At 61.7% G+C, this 14,943-nt stretch carries 12 protein-coding genes; 11 read left to right on the plus strand and 1 reads right to left on the minus strand.

Annotated features, from left to right (window positions below; translation table 11 throughout):
* Positions 1–2: 2 nt before the first annotated feature.
* Positions 3–1,196, minus strand: coding sequence for a bifunctional 2-C-methyl-D-erythritol 4-phosphate cytidylyltransferase/2-C-methyl-D-erythritol 2,4-cyclodiphosphate synthase (locus FKG95_RS16135; RefSeq protein ID WP_142897415.1), 1,194 nt, complete (start codon positions 1,194–1,196; stop codon positions 3–5).
* 149 nt (positions 1,197–1,345) lie between these two features.
* Between FKG95_RS16135 and ccsA the strand changes: the two genes are divergently transcribed.
* The 11 genes from ccsA (at position 1,346) to hflX (ending at position 14,875) form a co-directional block, all read left to right on the plus strand.
* The gene (gene ccsA / locus FKG95_RS16140; RefSeq protein WP_142897416.1) at positions 1,346–2,152 is read left to right on the plus strand and encodes a cytochrome c biogenesis protein CcsA; all 807 of its coding nucleotides are present in this window, start codon (positions 1,346–1,348) and stop codon (positions 2,150–2,152) included.
* A gap of 200 nt (positions 2,153–2,352) precedes the next feature.
* Positions 2,353–3,339 carry a tRNA dihydrouridine synthase DusB gene (dusB, locus tag FKG95_RS16145; RefSeq protein WP_142897417.1) on the plus strand — a complete coding sequence of 329 codons (987 nt, stop codon included), beginning with the start codon at positions 2,353–2,355 and terminating at the stop codon, positions 3,337–3,339.
* Positions 3,339–4,496: a two-component system sensor histidine kinase NtrB gene (locus FKG95_RS16150; protein WP_142897418.1), complete on the plus strand. Its 1,158-nt coding sequence runs from the start codon at positions 3,339–3,341 to the stop codon at positions 4,494–4,496. Before dusB ends, FKG95_RS16150 begins: the two co-directional genes overlap by 1 nt.
* Positions 4,496–5,941: a nitrogen regulation protein NR(I) gene (gene ntrC, locus FKG95_RS16155; protein ID WP_142897621.1), complete on the plus strand. Its 1,446-nt coding sequence runs from the start codon at positions 4,496–4,498 to the stop codon at positions 5,939–5,941. The genes FKG95_RS16150 and ntrC overlap by 1 nt, the downstream gene beginning before the upstream one ends.
* Before the next feature lie 162 nt (positions 5,942–6,103).
* The gene (locus FKG95_RS16160; protein ID WP_246116803.1) at positions 6,104–8,494 is read left to right on the plus strand and encodes a sensor histidine kinase NtrY-like; all 2,391 of its coding nucleotides are present in this window, start codon (positions 6,104–6,106) and stop codon (positions 8,492–8,494) included.
* A gap of 146 nt (positions 8,495–8,640) precedes the next feature.
* Entirely contained in the window at positions 8,641–10,029 is a 1,389-nt protein-coding gene (gene ntrX / locus FKG95_RS16165) for a nitrogen assimilation response regulator NtrX (protein ID WP_142897420.1), read from the plus strand.
* 89 nt (positions 10,030–10,118) lie between these two features.
* Positions 10,119–11,495, plus strand: coding sequence for a Trk system potassium transporter TrkA (trkA, locus tag FKG95_RS16170; RefSeq protein ID WP_142897421.1), 1,377 nt, complete (start codon positions 10,119–10,121; stop codon positions 11,493–11,495).
* Between the two features lie 84 nt (positions 11,496–11,579).
* Positions 11,580–12,446, plus strand: coding sequence for a D-amino-acid transaminase (gene dat / locus FKG95_RS16175; RefSeq protein ID WP_142897422.1), 867 nt, complete (start codon positions 11,580–11,582; stop codon positions 12,444–12,446).
* Positions 12,443–13,108 (plus strand): HAD family hydrolase, encoded by a 666-nt coding sequence (locus FKG95_RS16180; protein WP_142897423.1) that lies wholly within the window; start codon positions 12,443–12,445, stop codon positions 13,106–13,108. The genes dat and FKG95_RS16180 overlap by 4 nt, the downstream gene beginning before the upstream one ends.
* A 118-nt stretch (positions 13,109–13,226) precedes the next feature.
* Entirely contained in the window at positions 13,227–13,481 is a 255-nt protein-coding gene (gene hfq, locus FKG95_RS16185) for an RNA chaperone Hfq (RefSeq protein ID WP_142897424.1), read from the plus strand.
* 53 nt (positions 13,482–13,534) lie between these two features.
* The gene (gene hflX / locus FKG95_RS16190; protein WP_142897425.1) at positions 13,535–14,875 is read left to right on the plus strand and encodes a GTPase HflX; all 1,341 of its coding nucleotides are present in this window, start codon (positions 13,535–13,537) and stop codon (positions 14,873–14,875) included.
* Positions 14,876–14,943: the final 68 nt, after the last annotated feature.

The following is a 14,943-nucleotide window of genomic DNA, read 5'->3' on the forward strand; positions in this document are numbered from 1 at the left end:
TCCTAACGTTCCTCTTGCCCTGGGGGTGAGGACGGGAGCAGAAGACTGGCGGTCGCCTGAGCGGCGATCCCCTCGCCACGCCCGGTAAAGCCCAGGCGTTCCGTGGTCGTCGCCTTCACGTTCACCCGCTCGGGGCTGCACTGGAGGATCCCGGCGATTCGCTCGATCATCGCTGCGCGGTGCGGGCCGACCTTGGGGGCCTCGCAGATCAGCGTGACGTCGCAATGGACGAAACGGCCGCCGCGCGCCGTGACCATCTCCAGGGCGTGCCGGAGGAACAGGGCGGAGTCAGCCCCCTTCCACTGCGGGTCGGAGGGCGGAAAGTGCTGGCCGATGTCACCGGCCGAGAGCGCGCCCAGAATCGCATCGGTCAGCGCATGCAGGCCGACATCTGCATCCGAGTGACCCTGCAGTCCTGACGAATGGGGGATCTCGATGCCGCAGAGCGTCACAAAGTCTCCCGTCCCGAAACGATGGACGTCGAAGCCACTGCCGGTTCGGGTCTCCAGGCTTGTGCTGTTCAGCCAGCGCTCTGCCCGCGCCAGGTCCTCCGCTGTGGTCACCTTGAATGTCTCCGTTGCGCCCTCAACCAATTCTACGCTGTGGCCGGCGGCCCGCGCCACCGCTGCGTCATCCGTGAGGCCTCCTGCGGCGTCGGAACCGGTACTGCATGCCTGATGAGCGGCCAAGATCTCGGGATAAAGAAACGCCTGCGGCGTCTGCGCCCGCCAGAGGCCCTCGCGTGCGACGGCTTCGGTGATCACGCCTTCCGTGCCCCGCTTCAGGCTGTCGACCACCGGAAGGGCGGCGATGGCGCCCACGGCGCGATCCAGAGTCCCTATGACCGTGCTGATGACGCTCTCGGGCACAAAGGGGCGGGCCGCATCGTGAATCAGTACCTTGCCTGGTTTGCTTTCCGCCAATTGTTCAAGACCGCGCCGGACCGAATCCTGGCGTGTCGCGCCGCCAAGCGCCGGTTCGGGCAGATCGAGGCCGGTCACGGCGTCGGCGTAGAGATCTCTGTCGTCGGGATGAATGACGACCAGAATCTTCCCGATTTCAGGATGACGGGAGAAGCTCTCGATGGCGTGCCGCAGGACCGGACGGCCCGCGAGCATGGCATATTGCTTGGGCAGCTCACCACCAAAGCGATGCCCGCGTCCTGCAGCGACGATCAGGGCGCAGACAAGGGTCATAAAATCGCTCCTCATGATTCGCTCTGGAGTCGGGTGCGCGGCCAGAGAAACACTGCGTTGAAAAATTGCGCTAAACCATTGCGCGGTTATTTGCAGGCCACAACGTAGAGTCTCCTGTTGTCGCCGCCAAGAGGTGATATATAGAGCCTATGATCAGCTCGCCGCTTCTCAATCTTTCTGCTGTCGCCGCACTGGTGCCCGTGGCGCTGGCCGCTTATCGCGGCTCGTCGGAGCGTCCGGGACCGGTTTTTTGGGCGGCGATGCTGGTTGCCGTGGCCGGGCCGACGGCCTTGATTGTGCCTGAGCTCATGCGCGCGGCCTGGGACAGCGGATTCAGTCTGGCGCTCTGGGTAACGATCGCCGCGAGTATATGGATCTTTGCACTGATATCACTGCTGTCGCTGCAGGCCTGGCGGCTTGCGCCGCTTCTGGTGCCCTACCTGATCCTGCTGTCGTTACTGGCGCTGGCGTGGAGCGGCGTGTCGAGCGCGACGGTGCTGGCCGCCGAGGCGGATTTCTGGCTGCGGTTTCATATTGCGGCCTCTGTCGGCACCTATGCGCTTTGCACCATTGCCGCGACTGCCGGCGTGGCCGTTTACCTGAAAGAGCGGGAGCTGAAGCTCAAACTGAGCTCACGGCTGGGCCGCCTGCTGCCCTCGGTCGCGGATGCCGAGCGGTTGCAATTCAAACTTCTGGCCTTTGCCGAACTGGTGCTCTTCCTGGGGATCGTCAGCGGTATGGCACGCGGTTATCTGGTCGACGGGCATCTTCTGTCGCTGGACCACAAGACGCTTCTCGCCGTTCTGGCCTTTGCTCTCATCGCTGTCTTATTGCTCATTCAATGGCGCAGCGGGCTCTATGCACGGCAGGCGGCCCGGGCAGTGATGATTGCCTACCTGCTGCTCACGCTGGCCTACCCGGGCGTCAAATTTATTCTGGATGTCATCATCGCCTGAGGCGGCAGACTCTGCCGAAGTCACCAGAATCCGGCCAATTCACCCATAGGAAGACCACATGTAACCGTGCTCCACAGCACTTTGGTGTCGGCGCCGGATTTGACGTTTCTTGGAGTCTTTCTAATTTTTTGTTTGCTTATTGCCTGAGGGCAGGTAAAAAATGGCCTAGTGATTAGGCAGGTTATGAAAGTGCCTAAAAAATGAGCATTGTGCTGGACAGAGTTGTCCTTGAAGACCCGGTGATCCTGGCGCCGATGTCCGGCGTGACAGATATGCCGTTCCGGCGTTTGGTTAAGCGCATGGGCGCCGGGCTCGTGGTTTCGGAGATGATCGCCAGCCAGGCGATGATCCGCGAGACTCGCGAGTCCATGAAGATGTCGAGTAATTGCGCCGAGGAGTTTCCGATGGCGGTGCAGCTTGCCGGCTGCGATCCCGCGGTCATGGCAGAAGCCGCGCGCCTGAACGAAGACCGCGGCGCTGCGATTATCGACATTAACTTCGGCTGTCCGGTCAAAAAGATCGTCAACAAGTTCGCCGGATCCGCGCTGATGCGCGAAGAGAAGCTCGCCGGCGAAATTCTCGCCGCCGTGGTCAAGGCGGTGTCGATCCCGGTCACGATGAAAATGCGGACCGGTTGGGACGACGAGAGCCGCAACGCGCCGACCTTTGCCCGGATCGCGGAAGAGAGCGGCATCCGCATGATCACGGTCCACGGACGCACCCGCTGTCAGATGTACGCCGGAAAAGCCGACTGGGCCTTCGTGCGCCAGGTCAAGGAGGCGACGCAGCTGCCGGTCATCGTGAACGGCGATATCGAGAGTCTGGAAGACGTGACAGCGGCGCTCGCAGAGTCCGGCGCGGACGGTGTCATGATCGGGCGGGGCGCCTATGGACGGCCCTGGTTCCCAAATCAGGTGATCCAGTTCCTGCGCAGCGGCGCGCGGCTGGCGGATCCCGATGTGGCGGCGCGCCGGGATATCCTGCTTGAGCATTACGAAATGCTGCTGGAACACTATGGCACACGCACCGCGGTCCCCCTGGCCCGCAAGCACATCGCCTGGTACAGCAAGGGTTTGCACGGCTGCAATGAATTCAAGGTCGCGGTGAACCGGGAAAGCGATCCCGCGCGGGTCAAGGAACTGGTGCGGAGCTTCTTTACTGAACAGAGCGAACGGGCGGCGGCGTGATGGCGGGACTGCCCAAGGAAAAACCGCAAGAGAAGCAAACCGAGAGGGCACCGGATGCCGTACGCGGTGTCTTTAAAGGTCCCGATCTCGATGGCGGCACGATCCTGAACGCTCTCGCCGAGCCGGTTTTTGTGGTCGATGACGCCGGCTGCGTCTGTTACGCCAATCTGGCTACAGAGCAATTCCTGGCCATGAGCGCGACGGCGCTGCTGGGCCGTAAACTCAGTGACATTCTGCCCGCGGACAGCCCGATTTTCTCACTGATCGAACATGTCCGCACCGGTGGCCAATCCGTCTCGGAATACGGTGTGACCATCGAAACACCGAAGATTGGCTCGCATTTCGTATCGATCGATGTCTCCGCGGTGACGGACTGCCCCGGTGTTGTTGCGATCTCAATCCAGGAACGCTCCATCGCGCGCAAGATCGATCATCAACTGGTGCACCGCAATGCGGCCCGCTCGGTGACGGCCATGGCCGCCATGCTGGCGCATGAAGTCAAAAACCCGCTCTCGGGGATCCGCGGCGCGGCCCAGTTGGTCGAGCAGAACGCCGGCCCCGAAGACCGTGAACTGACCCGCCTGATCTGCGATGAAACCGACCGGATCGTGGCTCTGGTGCAGAAGATGGAAATGTTCTCCGACGAGCGTCCTCTCGAGCGTGAAGCCGTGAACATTCACGAGGTGCTGGGGCATGTGCGTTTGCTGGCGCAGAGCGGGTTCGCCCGGCACGTCCGCTTTATCGAAACCTATGATCCGTCACTTCCACCGGTTTACGGCAACCGGGACCTGCTGATCCAGGTCTTGCTCAATCTGGTCAAGAATGCCGCCGAGGCCGTACCGCAGGAAGGCGGCGAAATCCAGCTGGCGACGCGATTCCAGCAAGGCGTGCGCTTGACGGTCCCGGGGAGCCGGGCGCGCGTCGAACTTCCGCTCGCCGTTTCGGTAACCGATAACGGCGGCGGTATTCCAGAAGATCTTAAAGCTCATCTGTTCGATGCCTTTGTCAGCGCCAAAGCCGGCGGGACCGGTCTTGGACTCGCGCTGGTCGCCAAGATCATCGGCGACCACGGCGGTGTCATCGAGTTTCAGAGCGAGCCCAGAAAAACGGTGTTTCAAATGATGTTGCCTCAGGCTCCCAAGGAGTTCCGGTCATGATGCGGACCGGGAACATACTCGTTGCAGACGACGACCGCGCAATCCGCACGGTTCTCTCTCAGGCGCTTGGCCGTCAGGGCCACACGGTGCAGACCACCGGCACGGCTTCAACGCTCTGGCAGTGGGTCAACGACGGCGCCGGGGATCTGGTGATCACCGATGTGGTCATGCCCGATGAGAACGGCCTGGATCTGATTCCGCGCATCAAGAAGCTGCGGCCCAACCTGCGCGTCATCGTCATGTCGGCCCAGAACACCCTGCTGACCGCGGTCAAAGCCACGGAGCGGGGCGCGTTCGAGTACTTGCCCAAACCCTTCGATCTGCGCGAACTGCTGAGCGTTGTCGAGCGGGCGCTATCCGAACCTAAAGGGGAAGCCGCGGATGCCGAACTGGATCCCCATCTGGAGGAGGAACGCCTGCCGCTGATCGGACGCTCTCCGGCCATGCAGGAAATCTACCGGGTTCTGGCGCGCCTGATGGGCACCGACCTGACGGTGATGGTTTACGGCGAGTCGGGCACCGGCAAGGAGCTCGTGTCCCGCGCGCTGCATGACTACGGCAAGCGGCGTCAGGGACCTTTCGTCGCGATCAATATGGCGGCCATTCCGCGCGAACTGATCGAGAGCGAGCTCTTCGGCCATGAGAAGGGTGCCTTCACCGGCGCCGCGAACCGCTTTGTCGGCCGCTTCGAGCAGGCCGGCGGCGGCACGCTTTTTCTGGATGAGATCGGCGATATGCCGCTCGAGGCGCAGACCCGCCTGTTGCGCGTGCTTCAGGAGGGCGAATATACGACGGTCGGCGGCCGCACACCGATCAAGGCGGATGTGCGCATTGTGACCGCGACCCACCGCGATCTGCGCCAGATGGTGCGGCAAGGACTGTTCCGGGAAGATCTCTACTACCGTCTCAATGTGGTGCCGATCCGGCTGCCGCCGCTGCGCGAACGCAGTGAGGACATTCCCGAACTGGTGCGCCATTTCTTTTCCCAGACTCAGGACGAAGGCCTGCCCGCGAAATCGTTGGAGCCGGATGCCTTGGAGGATCTGAAACGCTACCGCTGGCCGGGCAATGTCCGCGAGCTTGAGAATGTCGTCCGCCGTCTTGTCGCCCTGTACAGCCAGGAGACGATTACCCGCGATATCGTGCGGGCGGAACTGAGCGATTCGCCGGCGGAGGAGGTCAATGGTGTTGCCAACGACGAATCTCTTGGCGATGCCGTCGAGCGGCATCTGCGCGAATACTTCCAGGCCCACGAAGACTCGCTCCCGGCCTCCGGTCTTTACGAGCGGATCCTGCACGAGGTCGAACGCCCGCTGATTGAATTGTCGCTGGCCGCAACCCGTGGTAACCAGATACGCGCAGCGAAACTCCTCGGGGTCAACCGGAACACGCTGCGCAAAAAAATCAGAGATCTGGACATTCAGGTGATTCGCGGCGTTAAGTAGGCCAAGAGCAAATCTGGATCAGGCAGAGCCGAGTGAGTCAGAACCGCCGCAGGCGATCTGTCGTTCCAGTGGATCTGCTTTTTAGAAAAAAGATCCGGGAGTTCCAGAGCCGAAAAGGAGTCCTTTTTAGGACAGATCGCTCTTGACGGAATGGCGGCAGAGTTGAGTACAGCAGCATCGCAAGATGGCACCGAAGCTCGGAACGAGCGCCCGCCGGAGACAAGCGCCGGGCCGAGCGGCGAGCCCGGCGCGGAGTCCGGGCCTGAAGCCGGTCCTGAATCCGTTACCGGTCCCGGTGCCGGGACGCCGGAGAATACTGAAGCGGGTAAGCCCCATGCCTTGGCTGCGAACGAGGGCTGGGTCCGCCGTTTCGGCCACTGGGCGCACCGGCACAAACTGGAGCGCAAAGTCGCGCTCTTCCTGCTGGTTGCCGCGATTGCGTCCGGGATAGCGACCTTTGCGGCCATGACCGACAGCCTGCCGGTCGCCTTGGATCCGCTCTCGGTTCTGCTGCTGCTCAATCTGGATCTTATTCTGCTCCTGGGGCTCAGCGCCCTGGTGGCCCGCCGCCTGGTGATCATCTGGGTGGCGCGCCGGCGCGGCATGGCGGGCGCCCGGCTGCATGCGCGCCTGGTCGGCCTTTTCAGCCTCGTGGCGGTGATGCCCACGATCATTGTCGCGACCTTGTCGTTCTTCCTGCTCGATTTCGGACTGCAGGGCTGGTTCAGCGAACGGGTCAGTACGGCGGTGAAGGAGTCCTTCGCGGTCGCCAACGCCTATCTGGAAGAGCACCGCCAGACCATTGGCGCCGACGTGCTGGCCATGGCCCAGGACATCAGCCGCGAGGGCAGCGCGGTGGCCTATAATCCGCAACGCCTTAACCAGGTTCTGGGCGCGCAGGCGGCACTGCGTTCCCTGACCGAGGCCATGATCGTCGATTCCTCCCAGCGCGTGATCGCGCGCGCCGGGTTCAGTCTGCTGCTCGACTTCGACCCGCAGGTTCCCGAATGGGCGCTGCGCCGGGCGCAGGAAGGGGAGATCGTCATCCTGACCTCGCCGACCGACGACCGCGTCCGCGGGCTGGTGCGCCTGGATATGATCAGTGACACCTACCTTTACGTCGGACGCCTGATCGATCCCCGCGTTTTGGGCCACATCGACCGCACTCAGGGGGCCGTGCGGCTCTATGAGGAACTGGAGGGCAAGAGATCGGGACTGCAGCTGACCTTTACCGCGATCTTCGTCGTGGTCGCACTGATGCTGCTGCTGGCCTCGATCTGGGTCGGACTGGCTTTTGCCAACCAGCTCACGGTTCCGGTCGGCAGGTTGATCGACGCCGCGGGGCGCGTGAGTGAAGGCGACCTGACGGCGCGCGTGCCCAATCAGGATAACCGCGACGAAATCGGGACTCTGGGCCGGGCCTTTAACCGCATGACCGGTGAGATCCAGCGGCAACAGGATGCGCTCCTGGACGCCAACACCCAGCTCGACGAGCGCAGCCGCTTTATCGAGGCGGTTCTGGGCGGCGTGTCCGCCGGCGTCCTGGGGTTGGACGGCAAGGGGGTGATTACCCTGGTCAATAAGGTCGCGAGCGAATTGCTCGAGCGCAACGCGGCATCGATCCGCGGCAGCGAGATCGGCGAGGTCCTCCCGGATGTGCAGGACCTGGTCGACGCCGCGCGCAAGCGGCCCCGACGGCGGAGCGAGCGCCAGATCACACTCAGCCAGTCCGGCGGCCGGATCTGTACCATGATGGTGCGCGTGGTCGCCGAACAAGACGAGGCAGGCGTGAACGGCTTCGTTGTGACCCTGGACGATATCAGCGAGCTGATGTCGGCGCAGCGCAAGGCGGCCTGGTCCGATGTCGCGCGGCGCATCGCTCATGAAATCAAGAACCCGCTGACACCGATTCAACTCTCGGCCGAGCGCCTGAAGCGCAAGTACCTGCGCGAGATCACGAGTGATCCGGATACCTTCGAAATCTGTACCGACACCATCGTGCGGCAGGTCGGCGATATCGGGCGCATGGTCGATGAGTTCTCTTCCTTTGCGCGCATGCCCGCGCCGGTCGTTGAGAATGTTGACATCAAACATCTGGCAGAGCAGGCCGTCTTCCTGCAAAAGACCGCCCATCCCGAGATCGACTACGAGATGGAGAGCGATGCGGAGGAAATGTCGACCGGATGCGACCGCCAGCAGATCAATCGGGTGCTGACCAATCTTCTGCTGAATGCCGAGGAAGCCATCGAAGGCCGGCAGGAGGAGGACGGGGACTTCAAGGGCCGGATCAAGGTCCGCTTGCGGGATCTGCCCGAGGGCCTGGTGATCGAAATCGAGGACAACGGAAAAGGCCTTCCAGAGGTCTCCAGGGACCGTTTGACGGAGCCCTATGTGACGACGCGCAAAAAAGGCACAGGTCTTGGGCTGGCGATTGTGAAGAAAATTATGGAAGATCACGGGGGCAGCTTCGGTCTGCAGGATGCGGCAGAACAGGGGGCAGTCGCCCGGCTGGTCTTCCCGCGGATCGATGAAGCCACGACGATTGTAGGATAAGATGGTGGAACGGGGCGCACCGCGGCGACTGTTCGCCGCCGGGATTTCTCATGAGAGTGCGATTTTTCTTGATTGATTCTGTCAGCGACGTAAATCGCCCTCTAATAGCCGGCAATGAGAGTCTGAACCTGAGGACGTAACGACGAATGGCGCGCGATATCTTGATTGTCGATGATGAAGCGGACATCCGCTTGCTGATCACCGGCATTCTTTCGGACGAAGGCTACGAAACCAGGGAGGCAAGCAACAGCGACGAGGCGCTGGAGGCTTTGCGGGCGCGTCGTCCCAATCTGGTGATCCTGGACATCTGGCTGGACAACAGCAAGTTGGACGGCCTGCAGCTGCTCGAAGTTATCAAGAGCGAGCATCCGGGCGTCCCCGTGGTCATGATATCGGGACATGGCACCATTGAGACCGCGGTGAAGGCGATCACGCGCGGTGCCTACGATTTCATCGAGAAGCCCTTCAAGTCAGATCGCCTGCTGCTGATCATCGAGCGGGCAATCGAGGCGGCCCAGCTGCGCAGCGAGAACGAAGAACTCAAACTGCGCGCAGGACCGCAGGCTGAACTGATCGGCGACTCCACGGCGATCAATCAGCTCCGGCACGCCGTCACGAAAGTGGCGCCGACCGGGAGCCGGGTGCTGATCACGGGTCCCGCGGGTGCGGGCAAGGAAGTGGTGGCCCGTCTGATCCACGACCTCTCCCGGCGCAACAGCTCGCCCTTTGTGGCCTTGAACTGTGCCGCCATGCATCCCGACCGGCTGGAAGCCGAGCTGTTCGGCAACGAAGCCGATGCCGAAACTTCCGCGGGTTTGAAGGTCGGCACTTTCGAGCAGGCCCACGGCGGCACCTTGCTGCTGGACGAGGTCGCCGACATGCCGCTGGAGACTCAGGGCAAGATCGTGCGTGTGTTGCAGGAACAGTCATTTGAGAGGGTCGGCGGCAACCGGACAGTTGAAGTTGATGTGCGTGTGGTGGCGGCGACCAACCGGGATCTGCCGCAGCTGATTTCCGAAGGCCTGTTCCGGGAGGACCTCTATTACCGGCTGAATGTTGTGCCCTTGGACGTGCCCGCCCTGCGTGACCGGCGCGAGGACATTCCGGGCCTGGTAACGCATTTCATGGAGCGTGCATCGAAGGCGACGGGCCTGCCCAGCCGGGAGGTCTCTAACGACGCGCTGGCCGCGCTTCAGGCCCACGAATGGCCGGGAAACGTGCGCCAGCTGCGCAACGTCATCGACTGGATTCTGATCATGGCGGTGGGCGACCCGCGCGAGGTTGTTCGGGCGGACATGCTGCCCGCCGATATCAGTAAGGTGACCCCCAACTCCTTTGCCGAAGACAGCGAATCCGAGATCATGGCGTTGCCCCTGCGCGACGCCCGGGAGATTTTCGAGCGCAAGTACCTGGAGGCCCAGGTCACGCGTTTCGGCGGAAATATATCGCGCACGGCATCTTTTGTTGGTATGGAACGCTCCGCATTGCATCGTAAGCTGCGGTCTCTGGGGATCACGTCCTCAGAACGTCAGTAGGCGGTGCCCGAACAGACGATGCGCTTATAACCGACGCGGGGGAAGACCGGGGACACAGCCGCAGTGCTCCCTGGTGGTAAGGCGGGTAGATGAAAGTTTTGATCTGTGGCGCGGGCCAGGTGGGCTTTAACATCGCGCGCTACCTCTCGGGCGAAAATGCCGACATCACGGTGATCGATCAGTCGCCGGAACTGATTCGCAAGATTTCCGACTCCCTGGACGTCAAGGGGCTCGTGGGCTTTGCGTCTCATCCGGATGTGCTCGAGCGCGCCGGTGCGCCGGATGCGGACATGGTGATCGCGGTGACCTATGCCGACGAAGTGAACATGGTCGCCTGCCAGATCTGCCACTCGATCTTCGAAGTGCCCACCAAGATTGCGCGGGTCCGGCATCAGAGTTATCTGGAGCCCATGTGGTCGCATCTCTTCAGCCGCGACAACATGCCGATCGACGTGATCATTTCACCGGAGATCGAAGTGGCCCGCGCCATCGAACGGCGGCTTCAAGTGCCGGGCGCTTTCGATGTGCATCCGCTCGCCGACGGCAAGGTCAGCATGATCGGCGTGCGCTGCACCGCCGAGACACCGATCCTGAACACGCCCTTGCGGCAGCTCACGGCGCTCTTCCCCGATCTGCATATCGTCATTGTCGGGATCTGGCGTGACGGCAAGGGTTTTGTGCCGACGCCCGACGACGATCTGCGCGACGGAGACGATGTCTATTTCGTGCTCGAGCACTCCCACCTGTTGCGCTCCATGGCAGCCTTCGGCCACGAAGAGAAGGAAGCCCGCCGGGTGGTCATCATCGGCGGCGGCAATATCGGCCTGAACCTGGCGACGGCGGTCGAAAAGAACCATCCTCAGGTCTCCATGAAGCTGATCGAGGTGGACAAGAGCCGCGCTGAGAAAGTGGCGCAGGAGTTGGAGCGCTGTGTGGTCATCCACGGCAGCGCACTCGACACGGAGATTCTGGAAGAAGCCAACATCATGGCCGCGGAGACCGTGGTCGCGGTCTCTAACGATGACGAGGTCAATATACTCGCATCCCTCTTGGCCAAGCGCCACGGCTGCCAGCGCGCGGTCACCCTGATCAACACCAACTCCTACTCGCCGCTGATCGGCAGTCTGGGCATCGACACGGTTGTCAGCCCGCGCGCCATTACGGTCTCGACCATCCTTCAGCATGTCCGCAGAGGCCGGATCCGTTCCGTCCACTCCATCTCCGAGGGGTTCGGCGAAATCATCGAGGCGGAGGCTCTGGAAACCTCAAGCCTGGTGGGTGTTCCGATCAGGGATGCGGATCTGCCCGATGGCGTGATCGTGGGTGCGATCGTGCGCGATGAGGAGGTTATCATTCCGCGCGGCGACACCATCGTGCGGGCCAATGATCTGGTGATCATTTTCGCCATCACCGAAGCCGTCAAAAAGATCGAAAAGCTTTTTGCGGTGAAGTTGGAATTTTTCTAAAACAAGATATGTCTCTGTTCGGGCGGCCACGTAGCTGGAGCGCTCCGAAAGAGCTTTGTTTTTTCGAGCAAGGGAAAGAAATCGATGCCGCGGCAAGCTTACGTCAATGGTCGTTACACCCCCCACAACGATGCCGCGGTGCATATCGAGGACCGGGGATATCAGTTCGCCGACGGAGTTTACGAGGTCGTGCCGGTCTACAACGGCATCCTGGTCGATGAGGAACCTCATCTTGACCGTCTGGAGCGTTCTCTGAGGGAGCTTCAGATCGAGATGCCCATGTCCCGGGCGGCCATGAAGCTGGTCTCCCGCGAACTGATGCGGCGGAACAACCTCTCGCGCGGTTTCGTCTATATGCAGATCACCCGTGGCGTTGCGCCGCGCGATCACAAGTTCCCAACCAAACCGACGGCGCCGGCGCTGGTCATGACCACCCGCCAGATGAAGCCGCACAGCGCCGAGGCTTTGGAGAAAGGTGTCAAGGTCATCACCCTGCGCGATATCCGCTGGGAGCGCTGCGACATCAAGTCCGTCTCCCTGCTCCCGAACGTGCTGGGCAAGCAGGCGGCGGCCGAGGCCGGCGCCTATGAAGCCTGGCAGATCGACGATGAGGACAACATCACCGAGGGCACTTCGGCCAACGCCTGGATCGTGACCGACAGCGATACGGTGGTCACCCGCCATGCCAACAACGGAATCCTTAACGGCATTACCAGGATGGCTCTGCTGGATCTGATCGAGAAAGAGGGCTTCACACTCGAAGAACGGCCCTTCAGCGTGGAAGAGGCGCGGGCGGCGCGCGAAGCCTTCGTGACCTCCAGTTCCTCCTTTGTGATGCCGGTGACGCAGATCGACGACAAGCCGGTCGGCAACGGACATCCGGGCCTTCTGACCATGAAGCTGCGCGAAACCTACATCGCCTATATGAACAGCCTGAAGGAAGCCGGGTGAAGTCCGGCGCGCTGCCTCGGCCACAGGCCATCCTCTTCGATTGGGACAACACCCTGGTCGATACCTGGATTGTGATCCATCACGCCTACAAGGCGACTTTCAGGGCCATGGGCCAGGAGCCCTGGACCCTCGCTGAAACCAGAGAGCGGGTGAGGGAATCTGCGCGCGACGCCTTTCCAAAGCTTTTCGGTGCCCGCGCGGAGGAGGCCATGAAGGTCTTTTACGCCGCCTACGAAGCCGACCACCTGGAGATGCTGACCCCTTTGCCGGGGGCGGAAGCGATGCTGCAGGCCTTGTCCGCGCGGCCGGAACTCTTTCTGGGGCTGGTCAGTAACAAAAAAGGCACGATCCTGCGCATGGAGGCCGAAAAGCTGGGCTGGGCGGCTTTGTTCGGCAGCATGGTGGGCGCAAATGACGCAGTGCAGGACAAACCGGCCAGGGCTGCCGTGGAGCTGGCCCTGGCGCCGAGCAAGCTGATTTCAGGCCCTGAGGTCTGGTTTGTCGGCGATACGGATATAGATATGGCCTGCGCCACCGCCACCGGTTGCACAGCTATTTTGCTCCGTCCTGATCCCCCGGGACGAACGGAGTTTGCAGGTTGCCAACCAAGTCACTATATAAACGGCTGTGACGCCCTGATTGAACTCATTCAGGCCTCATAACGCCTGGAATCCGGTGCTTTGAGTGGTTTCTTGGGCCTAAGCTGTTGCGACGGCGCGGTCCAGACCCCAAGATAACGGATACCGATAACGAGATAAGAAAAATAAGAAGGGGACTCTCATGCCGGCTGAAAAATCTCAGAATGTGCAGGACGTCTTTCTCAACCATATCCGCAAGAACAAGATCTCCGTGACTGTTTTCCTGGTCAACGGTGTCAAACTGCAGGGTGTGGTGACTTGGTTTGATAATTTCTCCGTACTTCTCCGCCGGGATGCGCATTCGCAGCTCGTCTATAAACATGCGATCTCCACGGTGATGCCCGCGCAGCCCATACAGCTGTTCGAGCCCGCCAAGGAAGAAACAGAAGAAGCCTGACCACCGAGTTGATCGCTGATCCAGTAACCGAACCGACACGGCATAAATCGTCTATGGGGAAAGAGAAGGACACACTCGATTTTCGGGTAACGCGTAACGAGCAGATCCGTGCGCTTGTCCTTCACCCCGAACTCCGGCGTGCAGACCTCCGACGTGCCGAGGCCTCGAACCGAAGCGCTGAGGCTACGCTGGAAGAGGCGATCGGATTGGCGCAGGCGATCGAGTTGCAGATCGTGCACGCCGAAGTCGTTGCGGTTCCACGGCCAAAGCCGGCCACGTTGCTGGGAGAGGGCGTGGTACAGCGTGTTCACGACCAGGTCGAAGCCGAGTCCGTCGATCTCGTTGTGGTCGATACGGCGCTCACGCCTGTTCAACAGCGCAACCTCGAGACCGCCTGGGGCTGCAAGGTCATCGACCGGACCGGACTGATTCTGGAGATCTTCGGAGCCCGTGCGCGGACCAATGAAGGTAAGCTGCAGGTCGATCTGGCCTCGCTCAGCTATCAGCGATCGCGGTTGGTGCGATCCTGGACCCACTTGGAACGTCAACGCGGTGGCGCCGGTTTCATGGGCGGCCCGGGTGAGCGGCAGCTGGAAATCGACCGGCGGCTGATCGACGAGAAGATCGTTCGTCTCAAGGGGGACCTCGAGAAGGTCAAGCGGACCCGCGAACTGCATCGCTCGGCCCGTAAGCGCGTGCCCTATCCCATCGTTGCCCTGGTCGGCTATACCAATGCCGGGAAGTCGACCCTCTTCAATCGGCTGACGGCCTCCGACGTGCGGGCGCAGGATCTGCTGTTTGCGACTCTGGATCCCACAATGCGCCGGGTTCAACTGCCTTCGGGCAAGGAAATCATCCTTTCCGACACGGTCGGATTTATCTCGGATCTGCCGACTGACCTTATTGCTGCCTTCCGTGCCACCCTGGAGGAGGTGACGGAAGCAGATGTGATCGTTCATGTCCGGGACATCGTTCATGCGGATACGCTGGCGCAACGAGACGACGTGCTGGCGATCCTGAAGGATCTGAACCTGGAAGAGACCCTGGAAAACAGTTCGCTCGAGGCCTGGAACAAGGCCGATCTGCTCGACTCCGAAGGGCGGACGCAACTTGAGCAGGCCGGCGGTAACGACGGCAACCGGGTGATCTGTTCGGCCGCCAGCGGCGAGGGCTGTGACGATCTGTTGGAAGCTATCGACCGCAAACTCGCCGAGCGGCGGAGCAATATCAGCACCCGCGTCGCCCTGAGCGACGGCGCAACCCTGGCCTGGCTCTATCGCCACGGCGATGTCCGCGAGCGCCATGACGAGGGCGAATTCGCGATCCTTGAGGTGGGGCTTGAGCCTGCCGACGCGGCCCGCTTCGAACGCCGTCAGGCCGGAAACGGCAACTGACGTCAGGGCCCGGAGAAAACAAAGTCCGGTACCTGCCTGCCGAGCCCTATTTTCCTAAAAAGTTCTTA

This window comes from Denitrobaculum tricleocarpae, from assembly GCF_007004665.1.
GTDB classification, from domain to species: domain Bacteria; phylum Pseudomonadota; class Alphaproteobacteria; order Kiloniellales; family Kiloniellaceae; genus Denitrobaculum; species Denitrobaculum tricleocarpae.

Coding starts and splice junctions, on each gene's coding strand:
- ccsA (WP_142897416.1), top strand. CDS start 1,346: ATGATCAGCTCGCCGCTTCTCAATCTTTCTGCTGTCGCCGCACTGGTG.
- hflX (WP_142897425.1), top strand. CDS start 13,535: ATGGGGAAAGAGAAGGACACACTCGATTTTCGGGTAACGCGTAACGAG.
- FKG95_RS16135 (WP_142897415.1), bottom strand. CDS start 1,196: ATGACCCTTGTCTGCGCCCTGATCGTCGCTGCAGGACGCGGGCATCGC.
- dat (WP_142897422.1), top strand. CDS start 11,580: ATGCCGCGGCAAGCTTACGTCAATGGTCGTTACACCCCCCACAACGAT.
- FKG95_RS16150 (WP_142897418.1), top strand. CDS start 3,339: ATGGCGGGACTGCCCAAGGAAAAACCGCAAGAGAAGCAAACCGAGAGG.
- dusB (WP_142897417.1), top strand. CDS start 2,353: ATGAGCATTGTGCTGGACAGAGTTGTCCTTGAAGACCCGGTGATCCTG.
- ntrX (WP_142897420.1), top strand. CDS start 8,641: ATGGCGCGCGATATCTTGATTGTCGATGATGAAGCGGACATCCGCTTG.
- trkA (WP_142897421.1), top strand. CDS start 10,119: ATGAAAGTTTTGATCTGTGGCGCGGGCCAGGTGGGCTTTAACATCGCG.
- ntrC (WP_142897621.1), top strand. CDS start 4,496: ATGCGGACCGGGAACATACTCGTTGCAGACGACGACCGCGCAATCCGC.
- hfq (WP_142897424.1), top strand. CDS start 13,227: ATGCCGGCTGAAAAATCTCAGAATGTGCAGGACGTCTTTCTCAACCAT.